25 protein-coding genes are annotated in these 25,399 nt (G+C 71.7%); 9 read left to right on the top strand and 16 right to left on the bottom strand.

The window, feature by feature from the left end; translation table 11 throughout:
- Window positions 1–419: 419 nt before the first annotated feature.
- Both F563_RS21310 and F563_RS0102720 read right to left on the bottom strand, forming a co-directional pair.
- Window positions 420–1,073, bottom strand: a complete 654-nt coding sequence (locus F563_RS21310; RefSeq protein ID WP_019013109.1) for an RES family NAD+ phosphorylase — start codon at window positions 1,071–1,073, stop codon at window positions 420–422.
- Window positions 1,074–1,096: 23 nt separating this feature from the next.
- Window positions 1,097–1,510 (bottom strand): MbcA/ParS/Xre antitoxin family protein, encoded by a 414-nt coding sequence (locus tag F563_RS0102720; RefSeq protein ID WP_019013108.1) that lies wholly within the window; start codon window positions 1,508–1,510, stop codon window positions 1,097–1,099.
- Between the two features lie 164 nt (window positions 1,511–1,674).
- On the opposite strand from F563_RS0102720, the gene F563_RS25835 reads away from it, so the two are divergent.
- Complete coding sequence (locus F563_RS25835; RefSeq protein WP_019013107.1) at window positions 1,675–1,956, top strand: SDR family oxidoreductase; 282 nt, start codon at window positions 1,675–1,677, stop codon at window positions 1,954–1,956.
- Between the two features lie 16 nt (window positions 1,957–1,972).
- Here the strand turns inward: F563_RS25835 and F563_RS0102710 are convergent, their stop codons facing one another.
- Both F563_RS0102710 and F563_RS0102705 read right to left on the bottom strand, forming a co-directional pair.
- The gene (locus F563_RS0102710; RefSeq protein WP_035574436.1) at window positions 1,973–4,330 is read right to left on the bottom strand and encodes a xanthine dehydrogenase family protein molybdopterin-binding subunit; all 2,358 of its coding nucleotides are present in this window, start codon (window positions 4,328–4,330) and stop codon (window positions 1,973–1,975) included.
- Window positions 4,323–5,852, bottom strand: coding sequence for a M81 family metallopeptidase (locus F563_RS0102705; protein WP_019013105.1), 1,530 nt, complete (start codon window positions 5,850–5,852; stop codon window positions 4,323–4,325). The genes F563_RS0102710 and F563_RS0102705 overlap by 8 nt, the downstream gene beginning before the upstream one ends.
- An 84-nt stretch (window positions 5,853–5,936) precedes the next feature.
- On the opposite strand from F563_RS0102705, the gene F563_RS0102700 reads away from it, so the two are divergent.
- Window positions 5,937–7,493: an ABC transporter substrate-binding protein gene (locus tag F563_RS0102700; protein WP_026299273.1), complete on the top strand. Its 1,557-nt coding sequence runs from the start codon at window positions 5,937–5,939 to the stop codon at window positions 7,491–7,493.
- Between the two features lie 36 nt (window positions 7,494–7,529).
- On the opposite strand, the gene F563_RS0102695 is transcribed toward F563_RS0102700, so the two are convergent.
- The 10 genes from F563_RS0102695 to F563_RS0102650 all read right to left on the bottom strand — a co-directional run bounded on the left by F563_RS0102695 (window position 7,530) and on the right by F563_RS0102650 (window position 15,012).
- A complete protein-coding gene (locus tag F563_RS0102695; RefSeq protein ID WP_019013103.1) occupies window positions 7,530–7,721 on the bottom strand; it encodes a YgaP family membrane protein in 192 nt (63 codons plus the stop codon).
- 67 nt (window positions 7,722–7,788) lie between these two features.
- Window positions 7,789–8,433, bottom strand: a complete 645-nt coding sequence (locus tag F563_RS0102690; protein WP_019013102.1) for a Crp/Fnr family transcriptional regulator — start codon at window positions 8,431–8,433, stop codon at window positions 7,789–7,791.
- 75 nt (window positions 8,434–8,508) lie between these two features.
- A complete protein-coding gene (locus F563_RS0102685) occupies window positions 8,509–8,877 on the bottom strand; it encodes a HesB/IscA family protein (RefSeq protein ID WP_019013101.1) in 369 nt (122 codons plus the stop codon).
- A 17-nt stretch (window positions 8,878–8,894) separates the two neighbouring features.
- Window positions 8,895–9,266 carry an SUF system Fe-S cluster assembly protein gene (locus F563_RS0102680; protein WP_019013100.1) on the bottom strand — a complete coding sequence of 124 codons (372 nt, stop codon included), beginning with the start codon at window positions 9,264–9,266 and terminating at the stop codon, window positions 8,895–8,897.
- Complete coding sequence (gene sufU / locus F563_RS0102675; RefSeq protein ID WP_019013099.1) at window positions 9,263–9,733, bottom strand: Fe-S cluster assembly sulfur transfer protein SufU; 471 nt, start codon at window positions 9,731–9,733, stop codon at window positions 9,263–9,265. The genes F563_RS0102680 and sufU overlap by 4 nt, the downstream gene beginning before the upstream one ends.
- Window positions 9,730–10,977: an aminotransferase class V-fold PLP-dependent enzyme gene (locus F563_RS0102670; protein ID WP_019013098.1), complete on the bottom strand. Its 1,248-nt coding sequence runs from the start codon at window positions 10,975–10,977 to the stop codon at window positions 9,730–9,732. The genes sufU and F563_RS0102670 overlap by 4 nt, the downstream gene beginning before the upstream one ends.
- Window positions 10,974–12,311, bottom strand: a complete 1,338-nt coding sequence (gene sufD, locus F563_RS0102665) for a Fe-S cluster assembly protein SufD (RefSeq protein ID WP_051089311.1) — start codon at window positions 12,309–12,311, stop codon at window positions 10,974–10,976. The genes F563_RS0102670 and sufD overlap by 4 nt, the downstream gene beginning before the upstream one ends.
- Window positions 12,312–12,318: 7 nt before the next feature.
- Window positions 12,319–13,065, bottom strand: coding sequence for a Fe-S cluster assembly ATPase SufC (gene sufC / locus F563_RS0102660; RefSeq protein ID WP_019013096.1), 747 nt, complete (start codon window positions 13,063–13,065; stop codon window positions 12,319–12,321).
- A gap of 17 nt (window positions 13,066–13,082) precedes the next feature.
- A complete protein-coding gene (gene sufB, locus F563_RS0102655) occupies window positions 13,083–14,540 on the bottom strand; it encodes a Fe-S cluster assembly protein SufB (protein WP_019013095.1) in 1,458 nt (485 codons plus the stop codon).
- 19 nt (window positions 14,541–14,559) lie between these two features.
- Window positions 14,560–15,012 (bottom strand): SUF system Fe-S cluster assembly regulator, encoded by a 453-nt coding sequence (locus F563_RS0102650; protein ID WP_019013094.1) that lies wholly within the window; start codon window positions 15,010–15,012, stop codon window positions 14,560–14,562.
- A gap of 121 nt (window positions 15,013–15,133) precedes the next feature.
- Here F563_RS0102650 and gph point away from each other — a divergent pair, with 121 nt between their 5' ends.
- Window positions 15,134–15,799 carry a phosphoglycolate phosphatase gene (gene gph / locus F563_RS0102645; RefSeq protein WP_019013093.1) on the top strand — a complete coding sequence of 222 codons (666 nt, stop codon included), beginning with the start codon at window positions 15,134–15,136 and terminating at the stop codon, window positions 15,797–15,799.
- Here the strand turns inward: gph and rpe are convergent.
- Window positions 15,789–16,442: a ribulose-phosphate 3-epimerase gene (rpe, locus tag F563_RS0102640; protein ID WP_019013092.1), complete on the bottom strand. Its 654-nt coding sequence runs from the start codon at window positions 16,440–16,442 to the stop codon at window positions 15,789–15,791. The genes gph and rpe overlap by 11 nt on opposite strands.
- A 137-nt stretch (window positions 16,443–16,579) precedes the next feature.
- Between rpe and F563_RS0102635 the strand changes: the two genes are divergently transcribed.
- The 3 genes from F563_RS0102635 to F563_RS0102625 are packed head-to-tail and all read left to right on the top strand — an operon-like array spanning window position 16,580 to window position 19,748.
- Window positions 16,580–17,047 (top strand): MarR family winged helix-turn-helix transcriptional regulator, encoded by a 468-nt coding sequence (locus F563_RS0102635; RefSeq protein WP_019013091.1) that lies wholly within the window; start codon window positions 16,580–16,582, stop codon window positions 17,045–17,047.
- The gene (locus tag F563_RS0102630) at window positions 17,040–18,224 is read left to right on the top strand and encodes an HlyD family secretion protein (RefSeq protein WP_019013090.1); all 1,185 of its coding nucleotides are present in this window, start codon (window positions 17,040–17,042) and stop codon (window positions 18,222–18,224) included. Before F563_RS0102635 ends, F563_RS0102630 begins: the two co-directional genes overlap by 8 nt.
- A 6-nt stretch (window positions 18,225–18,230) precedes the next feature.
- The gene (locus F563_RS0102625; RefSeq protein ID WP_019013089.1) at window positions 18,231–19,748 is read left to right on the top strand and encodes a DHA2 family efflux MFS transporter permease subunit; all 1,518 of its coding nucleotides are present in this window, start codon (window positions 18,231–18,233) and stop codon (window positions 19,746–19,748) included.
- Between the two features lie 3 nt (window positions 19,749–19,751).
- Here the strand turns inward: F563_RS0102625 and F563_RS0102620 are convergent, their stop codons facing one another.
- On the bottom strand, window positions 19,752–20,597 hold the full coding sequence (locus F563_RS0102620) for an EamA family transporter (protein ID WP_019013088.1): 846 nt from the start codon (window positions 20,595–20,597) through the stop codon (window positions 19,752–19,754).
- Window positions 20,598–20,737: 140 nt separating this feature from the next.
- Between F563_RS0102620 and F563_RS0102615 the strand changes: the two genes are divergently transcribed.
- The 3 genes from F563_RS0102615 (at window position 20,738) to F563_RS0102605 (ending at window position 25,398) form a co-directional block, all read left to right on the top strand.
- Entirely contained in the window at window positions 20,738–21,877 is a 1,140-nt protein-coding gene (locus F563_RS0102615) for an ATP phosphoribosyltransferase regulatory subunit (RefSeq protein WP_019013087.1), read from the top strand.
- Between the two features lie 4 nt (window positions 21,878–21,881).
- Window positions 21,882–23,171, top strand: a complete 1,290-nt coding sequence (locus F563_RS0102610; protein WP_019013086.1) for an adenylosuccinate synthase — start codon at window positions 21,882–21,884, stop codon at window positions 23,169–23,171.
- Between the two features lie 238 nt (window positions 23,172–23,409).
- Window positions 23,410–25,398, top strand: a complete 1,989-nt coding sequence (locus tag F563_RS0102605; RefSeq protein ID WP_019013085.1) for a serine/threonine-protein kinase — start codon at window positions 23,410–23,412, stop codon at window positions 25,396–25,398.
- The last annotated feature ends 1 nt before the right edge of the window (window position 25,399 follow it).

Raw genomic sequence — 25,399 nt, 5'->3', positions numbered from 1 at the left:
CCGAACACCGCCAGCGCCGATACCGGCGATTTCAGGATAGCGGTGCCTCCGTCGGTATGGACTCTTTGTGTCTTTGTGATAATATTCTCTCATGGTCAATTCAGGCCCATGCCGCTTCCTTGGCGCGATGCTCGCGGTTGCCTTTTGGCCGTCGCTCGGCGCTGCGCAATTCTCTGATTGCGCGTCTATCGCCAATCCCGCCGCGCGGCTGGAATGCTATGATCGGGCGCAGACTCAGCGGCCAGCACCACGTGCTGCCCAACCCGCACCCGCACCCGCACCATCGACGGGCGGATCGTGCACGCGAAGCAATCCCTGTGTCGGCCCGCGGGGCGGGCTTTACTACTACACGCAGAGCGGACGACGGCAGTACTTACCGCGATAGCTCTCCGGCGTTCACTGCGGATCGGTCGGTCCACTCACGGATACGCAACCCACTCGCGCGTGCCATGCACCAGGTAGCGGTGCATCCGCGCCCCGTCCCACGAATAGCGGAACTGGCGCGCCTGGGTCACGGGCAGGGTGATGCAGTCGGGCCAGAACAGCGCGAGCGCCTTGCCGGCGGGGTAGCGCACGCTCGGATAGAGCACGCCGTCGCCGCCGCCTTCACGCACCTGCTTGCCGAACGCCTGCCCCGGGCGCCAGTCGTCCGGTGCGAGCAGGGCGGGATCGGCCCCGTCCGCCACCCGCCCCTGCACGGCGGCGACGAGCTCGCGGTAGTCGGCCTCGCCGGCCGGCTCGTTGGTCGCGCGCATGAAGCGCTCGAAATGATGCGCGGTTTCGGCCAGCGCCACCTCGAACCGGTCGCCGCAAGACCACACGCCGTAGCTGCCGTCGGAGAAGCGGCCCGGGCGATCGCGCGAGACATGCGTGAACGCGCCCATCACGATCGAGGCCGTGGGGCCGGCGACGCGCCGCGCGACCGGCACGAGCGCGAGATTGCCGACCTGGTCGCGGATGCGCGGATTGAGCTTCGCCTCGGCCGCAACGAGCAGCTCCCAGTCGGCCGGATCGGCGATGTCCTCGAAGATGTCGATCGGCGGATAGATCGTGCGGATGATCCGGTGCGACACTCGCCAACGGACGCGGCGCAGCCTCACCAGCCGGCGCGCTCGGCGTCGAGATAGGCGCGCACCGCGGCGAGATCGGTCGGCGCGCCTTGCAGCATCCGATCGAGCGCGCTCCGTCCGCCGAACGCGGCGTTCGGCCGGCGCACCCAGGCATAGCCCTGCGCGGGCGAGGCGAACATGAAGCGCAGCGCCTTGTGGATGCCGAGCAGCGTGCCGAGGCGGAAGACGGTGTCGTGCGGAACGGACGCGACCTCGCCGCTGCGCCAGCGCTGATAAGTGCGGGGCGACGGCTCACCGAGCAGCCGCCGCGCCTCGCCCGCGCTCAGGCCCCAGCGGTCGAACAGGGCGAGGCAGGCGCGCAGCATGGCTCTGGCCTCCTCGGCGGTGATCTCGGCGCCTGGCGAGGCCGCCGGCGCCAGCGCGTGTGGGGTCGCTGCCACGGAGAGGTCTCCTCTCATGGACACTATGGGGTCTGCGCCAAATGGCGTCAAGCGACACTTTTCAGCCAATTGGCGCAGGCCGACGGCAAGAGGAAGCGCTCCCTGCCCGCTTGCCGCACCGCGCGCGATCGGTCATGCCGACCGCGGAGCGGGAAGGACACCCCATGCGCATCAGCGATCTTGCCGGCAAGGCCTGCCTCGTCACCGGATCGAGCCGCGGCATCGGCGCGGCGGTCGCACGCGGGCTCGGGGCGAGCGGCGCGCGCGTGGCCGTGCACTACCGCACGGGCGAGGCCGAGGCGCGCGCGGTCGCGCAGATCCCGATGCGTCGCGTCGGCACCGCCGAGGAGTGCGTCGGCGCCTTCCTGTTCCTCTGCTCAGCGGCGATGAGCGGCTACGTCACCGGCCAGGTGATCGAGGTGAATGGCGGGCTGCTGATACCGTAGGCGGCGGCGGGTCGGGTCACGACCGTGCCGCGCGGATCGCGCGCCACACCCGTTCGGGGGTCGCCGGCATGTCGAGATGCGTCACCCCGAACGGGCGCAGCGCATCGACGATCGCGCTGATCACCACCGGCAGCGCGCCGACCGTGCCGGCCTCGCCCGCGCCCTTGATGCCGAACGGGTTGTTGGGTGTGGGCACGTGGTTGCCGATCACCTCGAAGGGCGGGAAGTCGGATGCGCGCGGCATGCGGTAGTCCATGAAGCTCGCGGTGACGATCTGCCCGGCCTCGTCATAGGCGATCGCCTCGCCGAGCGCCTGGCCCGCGCCCTGGGCGATGCCGCCATGGATCTGGCCCTTCAGCAGCAGCGGATTCACGACCGCGCCGACATCGTCGCACACCACGTAGCGGTCGATCTGGACGACGCCCGTCTCGGGATCGATCTCGACCTCGCAGACATGGCAGCCGTTCGGAAACGTCGCCTCGTCGGTGGTGGTGACGGCGAGGGCCGCGAGCCCCATCGGCTCGCCCTTCGGCAGCGCGCCCAGCCGGTACGACGCGCGCGCCACATCCTCGATGCGGAGCGCGCGGTCGGTGCCGGCGACCCGGAACGACCCGGCATCGAACTCGATATCGCCTTCCGCCGCCTCCAGCAGATGGGCCGCGATCCGCTTGCCGCGCGCGATGATCGCCTCCGCGGCCTGGCGCAGGGCGAAGCCGCCGGCGATGACCGAGCGGCTGCCGAAGGTGCCGCGCCCATGCGTCACCGCGTCCGTGTCGCCGGCGAGGATGCGCACGCGCTCGAACGGCAGGCCGAGCAGCGACATCGCCATCTGGCGGAAGGCGGTCTCGTGACCCTGGCCGTGATTGTGCGTCCCCAGCAGCAGGGTCGCATCGCCGCCCGGATCGAAGCGGATCTCCACCCCCTCCTCGTTCGGCGCGCGCTGCGGCCCGGCCGCGATCTCGATCGCGTTGGCGATGCCCCGGCCGCGCAGCAGGCCGCGCGCCTCGGAACCTACGCGGCGGGCGGCGAACCCGTCCCAGTCGGCGGCCTGCATCGCCAGCCGCATCCCGGCCGGAAAGTCGCCGCTGTCGTAGGTGAACACGAGGCCGGTGCGGAACGGAATCTGCCCGGGCTGGATCAGGTTGCGCCGGCGCAGCTCCACCGGATCGATGCCGAGACGGTCGGCCGCGACATCGATCACGCGTTCGATCGCGTAGGTCGCCTCGGGCCTGCCGGCGCCCCGATAGGGCGCGGTGGGCTGCGCGTTGGTGAAGGCGCCGCGCACCTCGGCGCGGATCGCCGGGGTGCGATAGACGCCGGCAAGCCCGCCGAGATTGTTGGTCGGCGAGTGCGGCGTGTTGAACGCGAGATAGGCGCCGAGCCCGGCGACGGTGCGGATGCGCAGCGCCAGGAACATGCCCTCGCGATCCAGGGCCAGTTCGACCGTCGAGACATTGTCGCGCGCGTGGAAGTCCGAGAGGAAGGACTCGGTGCGGTCGGCCACCCACTTCACCGGCCGTCCGACACGGCGCGACGCCCACAGCACCAGCGCGTGCTCCTGCGTCGGCGAGCCGCGCATGCCGAAGGCGCCGCCCATGTCCGGCGAAACGAGCCTGAGCGCATGATGCGGCACGCCGAGCACGGTCTCGGCGAGCTCCGAGCGGATCTTGTGCGGCGCCTGCACGCCCGACCAGAGCGTGTAACGTTGCTCCGCCGCGTCCCACGCACCGACCGCCGCACGCGGCTCCAGCGGATTGGCCGAGACGCGCGTCACCCGGAAGTCGAGCGAGACCACATGCGCCGCGCGCGCGAAGGCCGCATCCACCGCCGCCGCATCGCCGAGCCCGTACAGGAAGCAGAGATTGTCGTCGCAGAGCCCCGGCCAGACCGCGGGCGCACCCGGCGCGAGGGCGGCCACCGCATCCGTCACCGCCGGCAGCGGCTGCCAGTCGATCGCCACGAGCTCGGCCGCGTCCTTGGCGGCGTTGCGCGTCTCCGCCACCACCACCGCGACCGGGTCGCCCACGAACTTCGCAGCCCCCGTGGCGAGCACGCGATAGGGCGGGCGCGGCATCGGGCTGCCGTCGGGACGGTGGCGCTGCACCACGGTCTGGAGCGTGCCGAGCCCATCCGCTTGCGCATCCGCCCCGGTCAGCACGGCGAGCACGCCGGGCGCCGCACGCGCGGCCTCGGTGTCGATGGCGCGGATCGCCGCATGGGCGTGCGGGCTGCGCACGATCGCCATGTGCGTGACCCCGGGGATCGCGAGATCGTCGGTGTAGCGGCCAAGGCCGCGCAGCAGCCGTCGATCCTCGACGCGGCGGACGGGCGCGCCGATGCCGCCCGTGTCCACGGGACGGATGTCGTCAGGCATCCGCGGGCGCCCAGGTGGTGTCGGGATCGAGCGGCCAGATCGGGCGCGGAATGTTGCGGTAGGGCACGCGCTCCAGCACCACCGAGGTGAGGCCGGGCACGTCCACCTCGACGATCGCGTCGCGCGGGAAGATGTCGTCGAAGCCGGCGCGGAAATGCCCGCGCGACTTGACGACCAACGACCGCACGGCACGCAGATCGACGCCGAGATGCTCGGCCATCGCGGGTTCGGCGAACTGGCGGCGATGCGTCACCACGATCGCGCGGATGCCGCCCAGGCGCAGCAGCGCCGTCTTGCCGAGCGAGACGCGCCGCCCCGCATAGATGCCGCGCCGGCCGACGAACTCGCCGTCAGACAGCACCTCGACCACGGCCTCGGCCTCGAAGGGTTCGCTCATCGGATGCGGCTCGGCGCGGTTGAAGCGCGCCGTGAAGCGCGCGCCGATGCCGCGTTCATGCGCCTCGGCCGCGAGCGGCGGGTCGTTGTGGATACCGAACAGCGCTCCCTCCACGCCGGCGGCATGGAACGCGCGCAGGATGGAGCTCGTGTTGCCGCGCCCGCCGCCCCCTGGATTGTCGGCGACATCGGCGAACAGCAGCGCCTGGCGCGACGGGTCCGCACCCGCCTGCTTCGCCATCGCGACCGCCGTCTCCAGCGGTGTCAGCGTGATGCGGAACCGCTCGCGCATCGACCAGAGCTTCGCCGCCACGTCGTGCGCGACCGCCTCGGCGCGCGCCCGATCCCCCTTCGCGGTGACGATCACCGACAGCCCGTTCTTCGGCGTGTCCCCGAGCGAGAAATTCGCCACCACCGACACGTCCAGGATCGTGTGATCGATCAGCGACTGGCCATAGGCGATGATGTCGGCATAGGGCCCCTGGTCGGTGTTCATCGACACCGCCGGCGTGATCATCGGCAGCTTCACGAACGCGGCCTTCGGCTGCATCCCGCCGAGCATCGCGCGCATGGCGAAGGCCGCGTCCATGCCGCGCTCGATCATGTCCACATGCGGATTGGTCCGGTAGGAGATCAGCACGCTCGCCTCCTCCACCATCTTCCGCGACACGTTCGCGTGCAGGTCAAGCGTGGCGATCACCGGCACGTCCGGCCCCACCACCGCGCGCACAGCGGCGAGCAGCACGCCGTCGGGATCGGGCTCCGCGGTCGCGGTCGCGGCCCCGTGCAGCGCGAGGAACACCCCGTCCACCGGCAGGGCCGCGCGCAGGCCGGACGTGATGCGCGCCACCACCTCGTCGAACACGGCCTGCTCGACCGGGCCCGAGGCGCCGGCACCCGTCGCGAGCAGAGGCAGGGGCGTCCAGGCCTCGCCCTGGTCCATGCCGGCGAGGAAGCCGCTCAGACAGGCCGAGGCACGCGGCGCGGGTGCGCGCAGGTCGGCGAGCAGCTTCTCTCCTTCCAGCCAATAGGTCGCCTCGAACTCGGCCTTGGGCGCCGGTGGCGCGTGGCCGTTGCTCTCGAGCATGAAGCCGCCGAGGGCGATGCGGGGGATCGTGCGCGTCATGGGCGCGGAGACTGCGACGGCTGCCCGCTTTGCACAACGCCCCCGGCGCGGCATGATGGCTCAGGGAGACGAAGGGAGGGTTCGATGCGACGGATGGTGTGCGCGGCCGTGGCCGCGATCGCGCTGGCGGCCGGCGGGGCTTCGGCGCAGACGCTGACGCTCGGCACCAAGCTCGAGCTCAACACGCTCGATCCGCATTTCTTCAACGGCTTCCCCCAGGCCTCCAGCCACAGCCAGATCTTCGACGGGCTGACCTATCAGAACGACCGCCAGCAGCTCGAACCCGCGCTCGCCGAAAGCTGGCGCCTGATCGATGACCTGACCTGGGAGTTCAAGCTCCGCCAGGGCGTGGTGTTCCACGACGGCTCGCCCTTCACCGCCGACGACGTGATCGCGACCTATGCGCGGCTGCCCAACGTGCCGAACAGCCCCGCGCTGTTCACCGTGTTCACCCGCGCGATCGCCGCGATCGACAAGATCGACGACCACACCATCCGCATCCGCACCTCCTCGCCCAACCCGCTGCTGCCGCTCGACCTCAGCCGCGTCTTCATCATCCGCGCCGCCGATGCCGGGCAGACCACCAGCGAGTTCAACGCCGGCAAGGTGAACGGCACGGGCCCGTATCGCCACGTCGAGTGGGTGAACGCCGACCGGCTGGTGCTCCAGCGCTTCGACCGCCACTGGCGCGGCCCCGCGACCTGGGAGCGCGTGACCGAGCGCGTGATCACGCGCGACCCCTCGCGCGTCGCGGCACTGCTCGCCGGCGAACTCGACGCGATCGATCTCGTACCCACGGCCGACAAGGCGCGCATCCAGCAGGACCAGCGGCTCGCGCTGTTCAGCGGCCCGGCCGCGGTGGTGCACTACATCGCGCTCGACTCCGCGCGCGAGCAGAGCCCGCATGTCGGCGCGAAGGACGGCCAGCCCGCGCTCGCGCGCAACCCGCTTCAGGACCCGCGCGTGCGCCGCGCGCTCTCGCTCGCGATCGACCGCGCCGCGATCTGCGACCGGCTGATGGAGGGAAGCTGCACCCCGGCCTCGCAGATGCTGCCACCCTCGTTTCCGGGCACCAGCCAGCGGCTCCAGCCCGACCCGCTCGACCTCAACCGCGCGCGCGCGCTGCTCGCCGAGGCGGGCGTGCCGAACGGCTTCCGCCTCGCCCTGCACACCACCACCGACCGCTATCCGAAGGACAGCCAGATCGCCCAGGCGATCGGCCAGATGTGGACGCGGCTCGGGCTTCAGGTGGCGGTCGAGGGCGTGCCCGGCCAGGTGTTCTTCGGCGCGGCGACGCGGCAGGAATACTCGGCCTTCATCGCGCAGTACGGCACGATCGAGGCCTCCGAGGGTCCGCGCGCTGTCCTGCACACCAACGACGCGCAGAAGGGCCTCGGCGCGGCCAACCGCACCCGCTACTCGAACCCGCGCGTCGATGCGCTGATCGTCGATGCGCTGGGCGAGATGGACCCCGAGAAGCGCATCGCCAAGGTGGCCGCGGCGATCGAGGCAGCGTTTGAAGACCAGGCGCTGATCCCGGTGTTCCACCCGACCTGGGACTACGCCGCTCGGCGGACGCTGACCGTCACCCCGCGGCCGGAACGGCGCTTCAACGCGCTGATGATCCGCCCCGCGAGCTGAGCGCGACGGGGCCGGCCCGCGCCGGCCCCTCCCCGCTCACGCCTTGGACGGGCAGGTGCTGATGCCGAACGGCGCATAGGCCGGGCACCAGCCGATCGCCGCGGTCGCCAGCGGCACCACGCCGATCCAGCCCCACACGCCGATCGTGCCGGTCGCCGCGAGTGCGACCAGCGCCACGCCGACCACCGCGCGCACGGCGCGGTCCACCATGCCCATGTTCTTCGTCATGGTCTGCACTCCGTTGCCTGTGACCCTGAAGGGCAGCAGAGCCGATCCGCCACGCGCGGTCCGTGACCTAGGTCACCGAGGCATGCGCGGCCCCAGCCAGACCCTTGGGATCGGTCACGACGATGCGCCCGCGCGCCAGCGCCACATGACCCGCACGCTCGAACGCCTTCAGCCGGCGGCTCACCACCTCGCGCGCGGTGCCGAGCTCCGCCGCCAGCGCCTCGTGCGTCGCCGGCACCGTGCCGTCGGCCGCGCGCAGGGCCAGCAGCCGCCGCGCGAGCCGCGTGCCCACCTCGTCGAACGCCAGTTCCTCGGCGAGCTCCATCAGCCCCGCGATACGGGCCGCGTAGGCCGCGAAGGCGAAGCGGCGGAACGACGGCTGCTCGGCAACGAGGCGGAGGAATTCCGCCGCCGGCAGCAGCAGCGCCTCCACTTCCGTCTCGGCGATCGCCTCGGCATCGTAGCTCGCGCCTTCGAGCAGCCCGGCCGTCGTCAGCACGCAGCTCTCGCCGGGATGGACGCGGTACAGCACGATCTCACGCCCGTCCTCCGACACGCGCGAGACCCGCACCTGCCCCGAGGCAACGATCAGCCAGTGCGCGCAAGGCTGGCCTGGACGGAACGCAGCCGCGCCCGGCGGCAGATGCACGAGCCGGGCAGCCGAGCGCACAGCGTCGCGGGCCGACGAGTCGAGCGGAGCGAGCGGGTCCATCACATCACCCAGAGAACGATGGGGGAAAGGGCCGGAAGGCCCTTTCCCCCAAAACCCCCTATCCCGGGAACGGCGTCAGACGTGGAAGCTCTCACCGCAACCGCAACGACCCTTCTCGTTCGGGTTCACGAAGGTGAAGCCCGACGACAGCGTGCCGGTCTGGTAGTCCATCACCGTGCCGATCAGGAACAGCGAGGCGCGACGGTCCACCAGGATCGTCAGCCCCTGATCCGTCACCACCTCGTCGGTCGGGCCGGGCTCGTCCACATAGCTCATCTCGTAGGACAGACCCGAGCAGCCCTTGGTCTTCACGCCGATGCGCAGATACTTCTTCGCGCCGGGACGGGCATAGAGCGCACGCACGCGCTCGGCCGCCGCATCCGTCAGGCGCATCAGCGGCGGCAGGCTGCGCGCGGGCTTCGTTCCAGCGGTTGCCGTGCTCATCGCATCATCCTAGCACATCAGAACATGTTCACGGCGAGGCGGGCCTCCTCGCTCATCCGACTCGGATCCCAGGGCGGATCCCACACCACATCCACGTCGCAGCGCGTCACCCCCGGCACCGACAGGATCGCCTGGCGCACCTGCTCGGGCAGCTCCTGCGCCGCCGGGCAGCCGGGCGCCGTCAGCGTCATCTCCACCTTGATCGCGCCGTCATCCTCGATGTCGATCGCGTAGATCAGGCCGAGCTCGTAGATGTTCACCGGGATCTCGGGATCATAGACCGTCGAGACCGCGTCGATCACCGCCTGCTCGCTCACACCCTGGCTCGCCGGCACCTCGCCCTCGGGCGTCCAGACCGTGCCCGCCGGAGCATGCGTCCCTTCGCTCATTCCGTCGTCGCGCTCCCTTCGCCCTTCAGCGCCGCCTCCATCGCATGCCACGCGAGCGTGGCGCACTTCACGCGCGACGGATACTCCGCCACGCCGGAGAGCGGCTGCAAGCGTTCCATGTCCTCCGCGTGCACCTCGCCGCAGACCGGGCAGGCGCCGGTGCGCGCGAGCGTGCGGAACGCATCCGCCAGGCTGCGCGCCTGATCCTTCGTCTTGCCGCGCAGCACCTCGGTCATCAGCGAGGCCGAGGCGATCGAGATCGCGCAGCCGCGGCCCTGGAACGCGGCATCCTCGATCCGCTCGCCCGCGCCGAGCTTCAGCCAGACCTCGACCTTGTCGCCGCACATCGGGTTGTCGCCCTTCGCGTGCAGCGCGCCGTCCAGCCGGCGGAAGTTCCGCGGATGGCGGCCGTGGTCCAGGATCACCTCCTGGTAGAGATCGCGCAGCTCCTCGAACGCCTCGCTCATCGGAAGAACGTCCTGACGCGCGTCAGCGCCTCGGCGAGCGCGTCGATCTCGGATCGCGTCGTATAGACGCCGAAGGACGCCCGCGCGGTGCTGTCGAGCCCGAAGCGGCGCATCAGCGGCTCGGCGCAATGATGCCCCGCGCGCACCGCGATGCCCTGCCGGTCGAGCAGCGTGGCCACGTCATGCGCATGCGCCCGATCGAGCGTGAACGACACCACCCCGCCGCGATCCTGCGCCCGGCCGATCACCGTCACGCCCTCGATCGCAGAGAGCCGCGCGAGCGCATGGTCGGTCAGCGCCCGCTCATGGGACTCCATCGCCGGGAAACCGATCCGCTCGACCCACTCGATCGCGGCCTTCAGCCCGATGCCTTCCAGGATCGGCGGCGTGCCCGCCTCGAACTTGTGCGGCACGCGCGCCCACTCGCTGCGCTCGAACGAGACCGTGGAGATCATGTCGCCGCCGCCGAGGAAGGGTGGCATGCGGTCCAGCAGCGCCGCCTTCCCATAGAGCACGCCGATCCCCGTCGGCCCGTACAGCTTGTGGCCGGTGAACACATAGAAATCGGCATCCAGCGCCTGCACATCCACACGCCGGTGCACCGCCGCCTGGCTGCCGTCGAACAGCACCTTCGCCCCCGCCTCGTGCGCAAGCCGCACGATCCGCTCCGCCGGGGTGTAGCTGCCGAGCACGTTCGACATGTGCGTGATCGCAACCAGCCCGACCTTGCCGTCGGCGAGCAGCGCGGCGAACGCGTCCATGTCGAGCTCGCCCGCATCCGTCACCTTCGCGATGCGGAGCTCGATCCCGTGCGCATCCCGCAGCATCTGCCACGGCACGATGTTGCTGTGGTGCTCCATCTCGCTGATCACCACCGCCTGCCCCGGCGTCATCACCCCGCGGCCATAGCTGTGCGCGACCAGGTTGATGCCCTCGGTGGAGTTGCGCGTCAGCACGATCTCGTCGCGCGAGCCCGCATTCAGGAACCGCGCCGCCGCGTCGCGGCAGGACTCGAACGCCTCGGTCGTGCGCTCGCTCATCCAATGCAGGCCGCGATGGACGTTCGCGTACTGGTGCTCCATCGCGTGCACCATCGCCTCGATCACCGCCCGCGGCTTCTGCGCCGAGGCCGCACTGTCCAGGAACACCAGCGGCTTGCCGCGCACCTGCTCCTTCAGGATCGGGAACTGGGCGCGGATCGCCTGGACGTCGAAACCGGCGGCGACGGGCGGGGCGTCGTTCATGCGGGATGCTCCACCTCGTCCCACCAGGCATCGGTCGCGGCGAGCAGGGTCTCGCGCAGCGCCTCGTCGGACACGAGCGATACCGCGTCGGTCAGGAAGGCCTGGACCAGGATCGACTTCGCCTCGACCTCGGGGATGCCGCGGCTGCGCAGATAGAAGAGCTGGTCGTGATCGAGCTCGCCGACCGTCGCGCCATGGCTGCACTTCACGTCGTCGGCGTAGATCTCGAGCTGCGGCTTGGCGTTGATCTCCGCCTCCGGGCTGAGCAGCAACGCCTGGTTCATCTGGTAGCCGTCGGTCTTCTGCGCGACCCGATGGACGTGGATCTTGCCCTGGAACACGCCGCGCGCGCGGCCCGTCAGCACGGTCTTGACCGTCTGGTTGCTCTCGCAGTCCGGCGCCGCGTGGTCGATCACCGTGGTGGTGTCGGCATGGCGCTCGCCGTCCACGAGCTGCGCGCCGTTGAGATGCAGCGCCGCCTTCGGCCCCGTCAGCACCGCGTGCACCTCGTTGCGCGCGAGCCGCGCGCCGCGCACCAGCGTGAAGCTGTCGTACTCGGCCTTCGCCTCGACCCGCACCGCGACCAGCGCGGTGTGGAACGCATCCCGCGCCTCGTCCTGCAACCGCACATGCGTCAGCCGGGCGCCCTCGCCGAGCGCGATCTCGGCGACCAGGTTCTGCCAGTAGGTGCCCTTGCCCGCGCCATGCGCGCCGTCGAGCAGCGTCAGCGACGCACCCGCGCCGAGCACGACGAGGTTGCGCGGGTGGAACGCCACGGCGTGGTTGCTCGGCGCGATGCCGAGCGAGACGATGCGGATGCGACCGGCGTCCACACCCGGGGCGATGCGGATCACCGCGCCGTCCTCGGCGAGGGCCGCGTTCAGCCCCGGCAGCGGCAGATCCGCCGGCGCGATCGCGCCCAGCACCTCGCGGAGCGCGTCATCATCGGAGCTGAGCAGGTCCGCCAGGCTCTCGATCCGCACGCCGTCGGCCAGTCCATCGAGGCGGGACAGATCGGCGCGGAAGCGGCCATCCAGCAGCACAATGCGCGCCTCCTCGCCGCCGGCCTGCTCCGGCAGGACGGGATGCGCGTCCGTCGCGACCAGCGCCTCCTCGAAGCGGGTCTCGCGCAGGGCGGAGAGGTCCGTGTACTTCCACGCCTCGACCCGCTTGGTCGGGAAGCCGCCGGCGCGGAACGCCTCGGCGCCGCGCTGCCGCCACGCCTCCACCCAGGCGATGCGCGCGCCCGGCAGGCGATCCTTCAGCCCGGCGTACCGGTCGAGCAGCGCCGAGACCGCCGGCGCCACGGCCGGCACAACGACAGGGGCGTTCATCGCCGCCTCAGGCCGCGGCCTGGAGCTCGCCATAGCCCTTCTCCTCGAGCTCCAGTGCCAGGTCCGGTCCGCCGGAGCGGACGATCCGCCCGTCGAGCAGCACATGCACGCGGTCGGGCACGATGTACTCCAGCAGCCGCTGGTAGTGCGTGATGACCAGCATGCCGCGCTCGGGCGAGCGGAGCGCATTCACCCCGTCGGCGACGATGCGCAGCGCGTCGATGTCGAGGCCGCTGTCGGTCTCGTCGAGGATGCAGAATGCCGGCTCCAGCACCGCCATCTGCAGGATCTCGTTGCGCTTCTTCTCGCCACCCGAGAAGCCGACATTGACGTAGCGCTTCAGCATCTCGTCGCTCATGCCGAGCGCCTTCACCTTGCCGCGCACGAGCTTCAGGAACTGCATCGCGTCGAGCTCGCTCTCGCCGCGCGCGCGGCGGATGCTGTTCAGCGCCTGACGCAGGAAATTGGCGTTGCCGACGCCAGGGAGCTCCACCGGATACTGGAAGGCGAGGAACAGCCCGGCGATCGCGCGTTCCTCCGGCTCCTTCGCCAGCAGATCCTCGCCGCGGAACGTCACCGTGCCGTCAGTGACCTCATAGCCCTCGCGCCCCGACAGCACGTAGCCGAGCGTGGACTTGCCCGAGCCGTTCGGTCCCATGATCGCGTGCACCTCGCCGGCGGGCACCTCGAGGTCGATGCCCTTCAGCACCTCCTTGCCCTCGACGGCGGCGCGCAGTCCTTCGATCTTCAACATCGTTGCGTATCCCATTCTCAACCGACGCTGCCTTCGAGACTGATCGCGAGCAGCTTCTGCGCCTCGACCGCGAACTCCATCGGCAGCTCCTTCAGCACCTCGCGCGCGAAGCCGTTGACGATCAGCCCGACCGCCTCCTCCTCCGTCAGCCCGCGGCTCCGGCAGTAGAAGAGCTGATCCTCGGCGATGCGGCTGGTGGTCGCCTCGTGTTCCACCTTCGCCGTCGGGTTGCGGCTCTCGATATAGGGCACGGTGTGCGCGCCGCACTGATCGCCGATCAGCAGGGAGTCGCACTGGGTGAAGTTCCGCGCGTTCTTCGCCCGCGGCATGATGCGCACCAGGCCGCGATAGGTGTTCTGGCCGTGGCCGGCGCTGATGCCCTTGGAGACGATGGTCGAGCGCGTGTTCGGCCCGAGATGGATCATCTTCGTGCCGGTATCGGCCTGCTGGAAGTTGTTGGTGATCGCGACCGAGTAGAACTCGCCGACCGAGCCCTCGCCCTGGAGGATGCAGGACGGATACTTCCAGGTGATCGCGCTGCCGGTCTCGACCTGCGTCCAGGAGATCTTGCTCTTGCGCCCGCGGCAGGCGCCGCGCTTGGTGACGAAGTTGTAGATCCCGCCCTTGCCCTCGGCGTCGCCCGGGTACCAGTTCTGCACGGTCGAGTACTTGATGGTCGCCTCGTCGAGCGCGATCAGCTCGACCACCGCGGCGTGGAGCTGGTTCTCGTCGCGCATCGGCGCGGTGCAGCCTTCGAGATAGGAGACGTAGCTGCCTTCCTCGGCGACGATCAGCGTGCGCTCGAACTGGCCGGTGTTCTTGGCGTTGATGCGGAAATAGGTCGAGAGCTCCATCGGGCAGCGCACGCCCTTGGGGATGTAGACGAAGCTGCCGTCCGAGAAGACCGCCGAATTGAGCGCGGCGAAGAAGTTGTCTCCGTACGGGACGACCGTGCCGAGCCAGCGCTTCACGAGCTCGGGGTGCTCGCGCACCGCCTCGGAGAAGGAGCAGAAGATCACGCCCACCTCGGCGAGCTTGTCCTTGAAGGTGGTCGCGACCGAGACGCTGTCGAACACGGCATCCACCGCGACGCCCGCGAGCCGCTCCTGCTCCTTCAGCGGGATGCCGAGCTTCTCGTAGGTCCGGAGCAGCTCCGGATCGACCTCCTCCAGCGACTTCGGCCCGTCGGCCTTCGCCTTGGGCGCGGCGTAGTAGTGCGCGTCCTGGTAGTCGATCGGCGGGTACTTCACCGCCGCCCAGGTGGGTTCGGTCATCGACTGCCAGGCGCGGAACGCCTTCAGCCGCCACTCCAGCAGCCACTCCGGCTCCTGCTTCTTGGCGCTGATCAGCCGCACCACGTCCTCATCCAGGCCCTTGGGGATGACCTCCTGCTCGATCTCGGTCTCGAAGCCCCACTTGTAGGTGCCCTGGGTGACGTCGCGGACCGTCTCCAGCGTCTCGGCTACCGCAGGCATGATCGATCTTCCTTCCGTCTCAAACGACCGGCTCGGCGAGGCGCGCCGTCGCGGGCAAGGCCCAGGCCGGGCAGGCCATGTCGGCGAGCGTGATCTCGGAGAGCGCGCGGCGGATCGCGCTGTTCACGGGGTCCCAGCGGCCGCGCACGGGGCAGGAGCACTCCACCTCGCAACTGCCCACATGGCCGTCCACGCAGGCGGTCAGCGCGATCGGCCCCTCGATCGCCGCGATCACGTCCGCGATCGGGATGGCGCTGAGCGGCCGGGCCAGGCGATACCCGCCATAGGCCCCGCGCTGGCTGGTCACCAGCCCGCCCGAGGCGAGCAGCTTCAGCACCTTGGCGACGGTCGGCTCGGCGATGCCGGTCGCGGTCGCGAGGCCCGAGGCGTTGCGCACGGCGCCATCCGCCGTCCGGCCGAGCTCGCTGAGCACCACCACCGCGTAATCGCTGAGCTTGGACAACCTGAACACGGCGCTCTCCACGCAATCAGGACGGCCTTGGTCCTGATTGCGAGATGCGCCCACGAGTCGCGAATGTCAAGGCGCGGCCGGCGGGTTGCACCCGGCGGCGTGCTCCCATACAGCAAGGCCCATGCAGCCGACAGCCCTGTTCGACCTCGACGGCACGCTGGTGGACAGTGCGCCCGACCTCCACGCCGCCGCCAACCGCATGGCGGCCCGGCTCGGTCTCGCGCCCTACCGGCTGGAGGAGATCATCGGCATGATCGGCGACGGCGTGCATGTGCTGATCGAGCGGGCGCTCGCCGCGCGCGGCCGGCCCTTCGACCAGGCCGTCTATCAGGGCTTCCTGGAGGACTACGCCGCCAACGCCGCGGTCGCCACCCGGCCCTTCCCCGGCATCCTCGAGGCGCTCGATGCGCTCGCGGCATCCGGCTGGCGCATGGCGGTCTGCACCAACAAGCACGAGCACGCCGCCCGGGTGCTGCTCGCCGCGCTCGGCCTGCTCGACCGCTTCGCCGCGATCGGCGGCGGCGACACGTTCCCGGTGCGCAAGCCCGATCCCGAGCATCTGTTCGCGACCCTGCGCGCGGCCGGCGGCGCGCCCGCGCGCGCGGTGATGATCGGCGATCACCGCAACGACATCGCCGGGGCGGCGGGCGCGGGCATCCCCTGCGTGTTCGCGGCCTGGGGCTACGGACCGGCCGAGATGGCCAAGGGCGCCGCCGCGGTCGCGCGCACGCCCGCCGAGCTGCCCGCGCTGCTCGAGCGGCTGGTGGCGGCGCGCGCTACGCCGTGACCGGACGCAGCGCGGCGATCGCGGCGGCGTAGTCGCCCGCGCCGAACACCGCCGAGCCCGCCACCAGCACGCTCGCCCCCGCCTCCACCACGAGCGGCGCGGTCTCGGGCGTGATGCCGCCATCGACCTCGATGCGGATCGGCCGGTCGCCGATCATCCGCCGGAGCTCGCGGATCTTCTCGAGCTGTGCGGGGATGAAACGCTGCCCGCCGAAGCCGGGGTTCACCGTCATCACCAGCACCAGGTCGACCCGATCCAGCACATGCGCGACCATGCAGGCGGGCGTGGCCGGATTGAGCGACACGCCGGCTGTCTTGCCGAGGGCCGCGATCACCTGGAGCGTGCGGTCGAGATGCGTGCTCGCCTCGACATGCACGATGATCCGGTCAGCGCCGGCCTTGGCGAAGGCCTCCAGATACGGATCGACCGGCTCGATCATCAGATGCGTGTCGAAGCACTTCGCCGAATGCGGGCGCAGCGCGCGCACGACCTCGGGGCCGAAGGTGATGTTCGGCACGAAATGCCCGTCCATCACGTCGAGATGGATCCAGTCCGCCCCGGCCGCGTCCACCGCGCGCACCTCCTCGCCGAGCCGCGCGAAGTCCGAGGCCAGGATCGAGGGGGCGATCAGCACGTCACGCATCGAACCATCCTTCCCTGGGCGCCGCCCTTCTGGCCTGCGCGCTGCGCGTGCGCAAGCGCGCGGCGGGGGCTCGACTTCCTCCTGAGCAGGTCTATGATAGCCATGCTTATGGTCTGCGCCCGGGACGGGACGGAGACATGGACAACCCCGAACGCACCCTCGGTTTCCTGCTGCACGATGTCGCGCGCCTGCTGCGCAAGCGCTTCGAGCAGAACGCGCGCGATCTCGGCCTGACCCGCGCGCAATGGCAGGTGCTCGCGCATCTCGCGCGCAACGAGGGCATCCACCAGGGCGGGCTCGCCGAGATTCTCGAACTCGAACCGATCTCGCTGGGGCGCATCCTCGACCGGCTCCAGGCCGCCGGCCTCGCCGAGCGCCGCCCGCACCCGAAGGACCGGCGCGTGTGGCTGCTCTATCTGCGTCCCAAGGCGCATCCCGTGCTGGAGAAGATGCGCGCGATCGGTGCGGCGACGCGCGCCGAGGCGCTCGCCGGCGTGCCGGAGGCCGAGCGCGAGCAGCTCATCCACATCCTGACGACGATGAAGGAGAACCTGATCGCGGCCTCGGCGAACGGCACGGCCGAGAAGGTCGCGCGTCTTGGCTGACGCGCGCGCCCGCGCCCTGCCGCCCGGCGAGACGGGCGAACGCGCCGAGCAGGCGGTGGCGCGGCTGCGCGAGGCCGAGGCGCCGCCGCGCGATCCGCCCGCACCCACGCGCCCGACCGTCGCGCAGCGCCAGCGCCGGCGCGTCGTGCTGCTGCTGCTCGGGCCGCTCGCCCTGCTGGCCCTCGGTCTGCACCTCTATCTCGCCGGGGGGCGCATCGTCTCCACCGACAACGCCTATGTCCGCGCCGAGCGGATCGACATCGCGACCGACGTGCCCGGCTTCGTCGCCGAGGTGGCGGTGGCGGAGAACCAGATCGTCGAACAGGGACAGCTCCTGTTCCGGCTCGACGACGAGTCCTATCGGATCGCGCTCGCCGCGGCGCTCGCGCGGCTCGAAAGCGTGCGCAACGAGCTCACCACGCTGCGCGCGACCTATCGCGAGAAGCTCGCCGAGCTCGACCAGGCGCGCACCGATGTCGCCTTCTACCAGGCGCAGTTCCGCCGCCAGCAGGAACTCCAGGCGCGCGGGGTCGCGGCACAGATGGCGCTCGATCAGGCGCGGCGCGATGTCGACGCGGCGCGCGCGCGCGTCGCGGTGGCCGAACGCCAAGCCGAGGCGACGCTTGCGGCCCTCGGCGGATCGGCCGATCTCGATCCCGAACTGCATCCGCGCTTCCAGGAGGCGCGCGCCGAGGTGGACCGTGCCGAGCGCGACCTGCGCCGCACCCGCGTGCACGCCCCGGTCGGCGGCGTCGTGACGCATGTGCACCATCTGCCGCAGGGCGCCTATCTGCCGGCCGCGCGCGCGGCCTTCGTGCTGGTCGCGACCGACAACATCTGGGTCGAGGCGAGCCCGAAGGAGACGGCGCTCACGCATGTGCGGGTCGGCAACCCCGCGACCGTGCGCGTGGACACCTATCCCGGGGTGCGCTTCGCCGCGCGCGTCGCCTCGATCAGCCCGGCTTCGGGGGCCGAGTTCGCGGTGCTGCCGCCGCAGAACGCCTCGGGCAACTGGGTGAAGGTGGTGCAGCGCATCCCGCTGCGCCTGGCGCTCGACCTGCCGGCGGACGCGCCGAAACTGCGTGCGGGCATGAGCGTCGTGGTCGAGATCGACACGGGCGAGGAGCGCAGCCTCGCCGGGCTGTTCCGCGACCTCCGCCGCTGGCTGGGACTCTAGCCGCCGATGACGGGCGTGCCGGGCGCGCCGAACCGCACCATCCTGATCCCCTGCGTGATGCTCGCCGTCATCATGCAGATCCTCGACACCACCATGGCGACGATCGCGCTGCCCTACATGATGGGCGAGCTCTCGGCGACGCTCGACCAGATCAACTGGGTGCTCACCTCCTACATCGTCGCCGCGGCGATCTCGACGCCGCTCAGCGGCTACCTCGCCAACCGGTTCGGCCGGCGCAGGGTTCTGATGACGACCATCACGGGCTTCACCATCGCCTCGATGCTGTCGGGCATGGCGACCTCGCTCGAGCAGATGGTGGTGTTCCGCCTGATGCAGGGCATGTTCGGTGCGCCGCTGGTGCCGCTCTCGCAGGCGACCATGCTCGACACCTATCCGCGCGAACAGCACGGCTCGGCGATGGCACTGTTCGGCGTGGGCGTGATGGTCGGCCCCGTGCTCGGCCCGACGCTGGGCGGCATCCTCACCGAGTTCTTCCACTGGCGCTGGGTGTTCACCATCAACGTGCCGGTGGGGATCGTCGCCTTCCTCGGCCTCTCGGCGGCGATGCCGCGCACCGAGCCGAAGCCGATCGGGTTCGACTGGTTCGGCTTCGCGACCCTGGGCATCGCGGTCGGCTCGTTCCAGCTCATGCTCGACCGCGGCGAGCGGTTGAACTGGTTCAACTCCACGCTGATCACGACGCTCGCCTTCGCGGCCGCCCTCAGCTTCTACCTGTTCGTGGTGCACACCGCGACCGCGCGCCGGCCCTTCATCGATCCGCGCCTGTTCCAGGACCGCAACTTCACCCTCGGGATGTGCTTCATCTTCGTGGTCGGCATCCTGCTGCTCGCCACGATCGCGCTGCTCTCGCCTTTCCTCCAGACCATGCTCGGCTACCCGGTGCTGACGGCGGGACTGATCACCTCGCCGCGCGGGCTCGGCACGATGATCTCCATGCTGCTGGTCGGACGGCTGATCACGCGGGTCGATCCGCGCCTGCTGCTGTCCTTCGGCTTCGGCTGCGCCGCCGTGTCGCTCTGGGAGATGTCGGGCTTCACGCCCCAGGTCTCGCAGGCGGCGATCATCCGCACCGGCATGGTGCAGGGCTTCGGGCTCGGCTTCATGTTCGTGCCGCTGACCACCATGACCTTCTCGACGCTCGCGCCGGAGCTGCGCAACCAGGCGACCGCGATGTACGCGCTGATGCGCAATGTCGGCGCCTCGATCGGCATCGCCGTGGTGATCTTCCTGCTGGTGCGCGACACCCAGGTGATCAACGCGACGCTCGTGCAGCACGTGACCCCGTTCAATCCGGCGCTGCGCCTGCCGGGTGTCGCCGAGCTCTGGAGTCTCGATACCGTCGCGGGGCGGATGGCGCTCGCGGAGATGGTGTACCGTGAGGCGCGCGCGATCGCCTACATGAACGATTTCCGCCTGCTCGCCCTGCTGGCCCTCGCGGCCATGCCGATGACGGCGTTGCTGCGCCGGCCCGGGCCGCGCCGCCCGGTCGGCGCGACGGGCTGACGGTCAGGCGAGCCGGAGCATCGCGGCACCGCAGGCGATCGCCGCCGCCGCGGCGTGACGCTTGAGGCCGAACCGCTCCTTCAGCGCGACCGACGCGAGCAGCATGGCGAACAGGATCGAGGTCTCGCGCAGTGCGGCCACGGTCGCGATCGGCGCGCGCGTCATCGCCCAGAGGGCGAGCGTGTAGGAGGCCGTGGTGCAGATCCCGCCGAGGGCGGCGACCCGCCAGCGCTGCATGAGTTTAACGCCGAGCCCCTCGGGCCGCCGCAGCCGCGCATAGACCAGCAGGGGCGGCGCGGCGAGCAGCAGCAGCCAGAGCGTGTAGGCGGCCGCATGGCCGGAAAGCCGCGCGCCAAGCCCGTCCACCAGCGTGTAGCCTGCGATCACCGCGGCATTGCCGAGTGCGAGCGCCAGCGCGCGGCCGCCGCCCGGCGCGGCGCCGCCCCGGCGCGGCACGGCGAAGGCGAGCACGCCGCCCGAGATCAGCGCGACCCCGGCCCACCCGCCGGGGCTCAGCGCCTCGCCGAGCAGCATCCCGCTCAGCCCGGCGACGATCAGCGGCGCGGTGCCGCGCATCAGCGGGTAGGCGACGCTCATCTCGCCGGCGCGATAGGCCGCGGCCACGAGCGCGAAATAGCCGACATGGATCACCACCGATGCGGCGATGCAGGGCCAGCTCTCGCGCGCCGGGATCGGCAGGAACGGCACGCACGCGGCGCAGAGCAGGGCCGAGCCCACCGCCACCGCCACCATGTCGAGCAGCTTGTCGGCGCCGGCCTTGACCAGCGCGTTCCAGCCCGCGTGCAGGGCCGCGCCGAACAGGACCAGCAGCATGACGTCGGCCGGCACGCGCGTCGTTCCGGTGGTGAATGTGACGGTCCTCTTACAGCGGCCGCGCCGTCGCGCGAAGACGGAGGACCGGGCGCGGTTGTCGGCACCGCGCCGTGCCCCCTCACCATGCGCGCCGATCCCTGCTAGACGCGGCGCCGATGACCGATCCCGCCGCGATCGCGCTGCTGCCGCCCGGCCTGCGCGACCTCCTGCCGCCCGACGCCGAGACCGAGGCCGCCGCCATCGAGGCGATCGGCGCGGTGTTCGCCGCGCACGGCTACGAGCGGGTGAAGCCCCCTTTGCTCGAGTTCGAGGAGGGGCTGCTCGGCGGCTCGGGTGCCGCCACGGCGGACGTCACCTTCCGGCTGATGGACCCGGTCAGCCAGCGCATGATGGGGCTGCGCGCCGACATCACGCCGCAGGTCGCGCGCATCGCCGCGGTGCGGCTCGGCCGCGCGCCCCGGCCGCTCAGGCTCTCCTATTCCGGCCAGGTGCTGCGGGTGCGCGGCTCGGAGCTGCGCGCCGCACGCCAGTTCGCCCAGGCCGGGATCGAGCTGATCGGCGCGGACTGCGCCGAGGCGGATGCCGAGGTGATCGCGGTCGCGGCCGAGGCGCTCGCGGTGCTCGGCGTGCCCTCGGTCAGCTTCGACCTGATGCTGCCGACGCTCGCCGACGAGCTGCTCTCGCCGCTCGGCCTGCCGCCGGAGCGCGAGGCCGCGCTGCGCCACGCCATTGACCGCAAGGACGCGGCCGAGGTCGCGGCGCTGGCCGGCCCGATCGCGGATACGCTCGACGAGCTGCTGCACGCCGCGGGTGCGGCCGATCGCGCGCTGGAGGCGCTGGCCGCCGCCACCCTGCCGGCCCCGGCGCGCGCGCTCGCGGACCGGCTGGCCGCCACGGTCGCGGCGGTGCGCGCGCGCGACCCGTCGATCCGGTTGACCGCCGACCCGCTGGAGTTCCGCGGCCTCCGCTATCACCGCAACGTCGCCTTCTCGATCTTCTCGGCCGTGCTGTCGGACGAGCTCGGGCGCGGCGGCGGCTACCGCGCAGGGGACGAGCCCGCCACCGGGGTCACGCTCTACCCCGATGCGGCCCTGACGGCGGCACGGCCGCGGCCGATGCGCCCCCGCGTGTTCGTCCCCGCCGGCACGCCGGCCGATGCCGCGGCACGGCTGCGCGCGGCCGGCTTCGCGACCGTCGCCGCCCTCGGCCCGGTCGCGGACGCCGCCGCCGAGGCGCGCCGGCTCGGCTGCACCCACCTCGCCCGAGCCGGCGAGGCTGTCCCGCTCAAGGATTGATCCTATGGCAAATGTCGCGGTGATCGGCGCCCAGTGGGGCGACGAGGGCAAGGGCAAGGTGGTCGATTGGCTGGCCAGCCGCGCCGACATCGTCGTGCGCTTCCAGGGCGGTCACAATGCGGGCCACACCCTCGTGGTCGGCAGCGAGACCTACAAGCTCTCGCTGCTGCCCTCCGGCGTGGTGCGCGGCAAGCTCGGCGTGATCGGCAACGGCGTGGTGCTCGATCCGCACGCGCTGCTCGCCGAGATCGACAAGGTCACGGCGCAGGGGCTGGCGGTCACGCCCGCCAACCTGCGCATCGCCGAGACCGTGCCGCTGATCCTGCCGCTGCACCCGGCACTCGACCGCGCGCGCGAGGCCGCCCGCGGCGAGGCCAAGATCGGTACGACGGGGCGGGGGATCGGGCCCGCCTACGAGGACAAGGTGGGGCGCCGGGCGATCCGGCTCTGCGATCTCGCCGAGCCCGAGACCGTGTCGGCCAAGCTCGACGACCTGCTGCTGCATCACAACACCCTGCTGCAGGGGCTTGGCGCTGAACCATTCTCCAAGGAGGCTCTGCTCGCCGATCTGCTCGCCCTCGCCCCGCGCCTGCTGCCCTTCGCCGAGCCGGTGTGGGAGCGGCTCGACCAGGCCAGGCGCGACGGCAGGCGCATCCTGTTCGAGGGCGCGCAGGCGGTGATGCTCGATGTCGATCACGGCACCTATCCCTATGTCACCTCGTCCAACACGGTGGCGGGCAACGCCGCCGGCGGGGCCGGGATCGGGCCGGGCGCGATCGGCCGCGTGCTCGGGATCGCCAAGGCCTACACGACGCGGGTCGGCTCGGGCCCCTTCCCCACCGAACTGCACGACGACACCGGCCGGCTGCTCGGCGATCGCGGCCACGAGTTCGGTACCGTCACGGGAAGGCGCCGGCGCTGCGGCTGGTTCGACGCGACGATGGTGCGCCAGGCGGTGAAGGTCGGTGGCATCGAGGCGCTGGTGCTGACGAAGCTCGATGTGCTGGACGGGCTGCCGGAACTGAAGATCGGCATCGGCTACGATCTCGGCGGCGAACGGCTCGCGCGCCTGCCCGCCGCGCCGGCCGCCCAGGCGGCCGTGACGCCGGTCTATGAGACGCTGGAGGGCTGGTCCGGCTCCACCCGCGGCGCGCGCTCCTGGGCCGAGCTGCCGGCGCAGGCGATCAAGTATGTGCGCCGCATCGAGGAGCTGGTCGAGGCGCCGGTCATGCTGCTCTCCACCAGCCCCGAGCGCGACGACACGATCGTCATGCGCGACCCCTTCGCGGACTGATACCGGGCTGCCAAAGGTTTGACCTTTGGCAGCCCGGTATCGCGCGCAGGGCTGGTGTGGCGGCTGCGCGCCAAAGGAAACCTCATACCCGGCTGCCAAAGGCTCGACCTTTGGCAGCCGGGTATCGCGCGTGGGGCGCGGGTGGGGCGGCCACGCGCCAACGAAACCCTTCCCTCCTTAACGACCGGTCAACCGTCATGCGCCAGTGTGTGCGCGCAGGCGCGGATCGGAGGGTGGAATGGCGAGCGGAGGGCAGCCGAGAGTCGGCAATCACGCCGTCGATCCGCTGACCCCGATCCGCGGCATGGTCGGCGGCGGGCTTGCCGCCTTCGCCGCGCGCCCGCTTGCAGCCGATGCGCCGCCCGGCCTCGCCGCGGTCTGCCGCACCCACCACCCGCCACGCATCCGCGCGGTCGAACGCCTGGTGGCCGAGGACGACATCCCGCACCTGATGCGCCCGCTCGCGCAGGACGTCGTGGCGTGGGAGGGCGCCGAGCAGCGGCTGATCGTCTATCCCCTGCCGCCCGGCCCGCCGCTGCTGCCGGCGGGCGAGCGGCGCGCGCCCCTGCGCGAGGGCGACCTGATCCAGAACGTGGTCCGCCCGATCGGCGCGGCCCTGCTGGCGCTCGCCGATCTCGGCCTTCCCCATCGCGGCATCCGCCCCGACAACCTGTTCCGTCCGGCCGCCGGCGGCCCGGTCATGCTGGGCGAGGCCTGGGCCCTGCCGGCAGCCTTCGCCCAGCCCGCCGTGGTCGAACCGCCGTCCTCCGCGCTCTGCCTGCCGATCGGCCGCGGCGAGGGCACGATCGCCGATGATCTCTACGCCCTCGGCGTGACCCTGGTCGCCCTAGCCACCGGCGCCTGGCCGATGGCCGGTCTGGCTGACGACGCCGCCACATGCGCCAAGCTGGAGTGCGGCAGCCTGGTCGCGGTGCTGGGCGACCAGCGCCTGCCCGGAGGGCTCGTCACGCTCGTGCGCGGCCTGCTGGCGGAGGACCCGGACCACCGGCCGACCCCGGCCGAACTCGCCGGCTGGCCCGGCTCGGCGCGCACGCGCTCGATCAGCGCCCGGCCGATCCGCAAGGCGAGCCGCCCGCTGCCGATCGGCCCGAGCCAGCCGCGCGACAGCCACAGCCTGGCCGCCGCCCTCGGTACCCACTGGGCCGAGGGTGTCGCGGCCGCGCGCAGCGGCGCGGTCGCGGTCTGGATCGAGCGCGCCCTCGGCGACAGCCAGCTCGCCTCCCGGCTGCGCGAGGCGACCGAGGACGAGGCCGGCGCGGTCGATCCGCTGGTGCTCGACACGATGCTCTGCCGCACGATCGCGCTGATCGACCCGCGCGCGCCGATGTTCTGGCGCGGCGCCGCGCTGATGCCGGACGCGCTCGGCCCGGTGCTGGCCGAGACCGTGCTCGGCCACGGCCAACACGCCTTCGCGCTCGGCGATCTCGAAGACCTGATCGACAGCCTCGCGATCGGCCGCTGGGGCGCGGCCTGCGGCGACCGCCGCGTCGATCCGGTGGCGCTCGACCGGATGGCACGGCAGTACCGGCTGATCCGCCGCTCCTCCGCCCTCGGGTCGGGCACCGAGCGGCTGCTCTATCAGCTCAACCCGGCCCTCCCCTGCCTGTCGCCGCTGCTCGGCGGGAGGATGGCGACCACGCTGCCGGCGCTGCTGCGCGCGGTGGAGGCCATCGCGCCGACACTGCCGGCCGGCACCCTGCCGCTCGACCGGCACATTGCCGCCTTCATCGCCGTGCAGGTCGATGGCCGGCTCGATGGCGAGCTGGCGGCGATCGACGAGGCGGGCTCGGTCGCCGAGGCGGCGGTCGCGACAATCCGCGTGTTCGCCCTGTTGCAACGCATGCACGCGGGGGAGCCGATGCCGGCGCTCGGCCGCGTACTCGGCGATCTCGCGGGCCCGGCGGCGCGCAGTTGGCACGAGACGGCGCGGCGCGAACGCGCGGTGGCGGAACTGTCGCGCGTCGCCGCCTCGGGCGATCTGGCCGCCCTGCATGCGCTGCTCGCCGACCCGGTGCTGCGCCAGCGCGACCAGGCGGGCTTCGCCGCCGCCGCCATGGCCTCGGCCGAGGCGGCGCGCGCGATCGCCGCGGTCGCCGGCGCGCGGGCCCGGCGCGCGGCCGAGGCGGCGCGCATCGGCGGCAGCATCGCCCAGGGTGCGGGGCTGGTGGTGCTGGCCCTGACGCTGCTCGCCGTGGCCGGGAGCTGAG

The sequence above is a fragment of the Elioraea tepidiphila DSM 17972 genome, assembly GCF_000378465.1.
Classification (GTDB): Bacteria; Pseudomonadota; Alphaproteobacteria; order Acetobacterales; family Acetobacteraceae; genus Elioraea; species Elioraea tepidiphila.
This window is presented reverse-complemented; position numbering and strand designations above follow the sequence as displayed.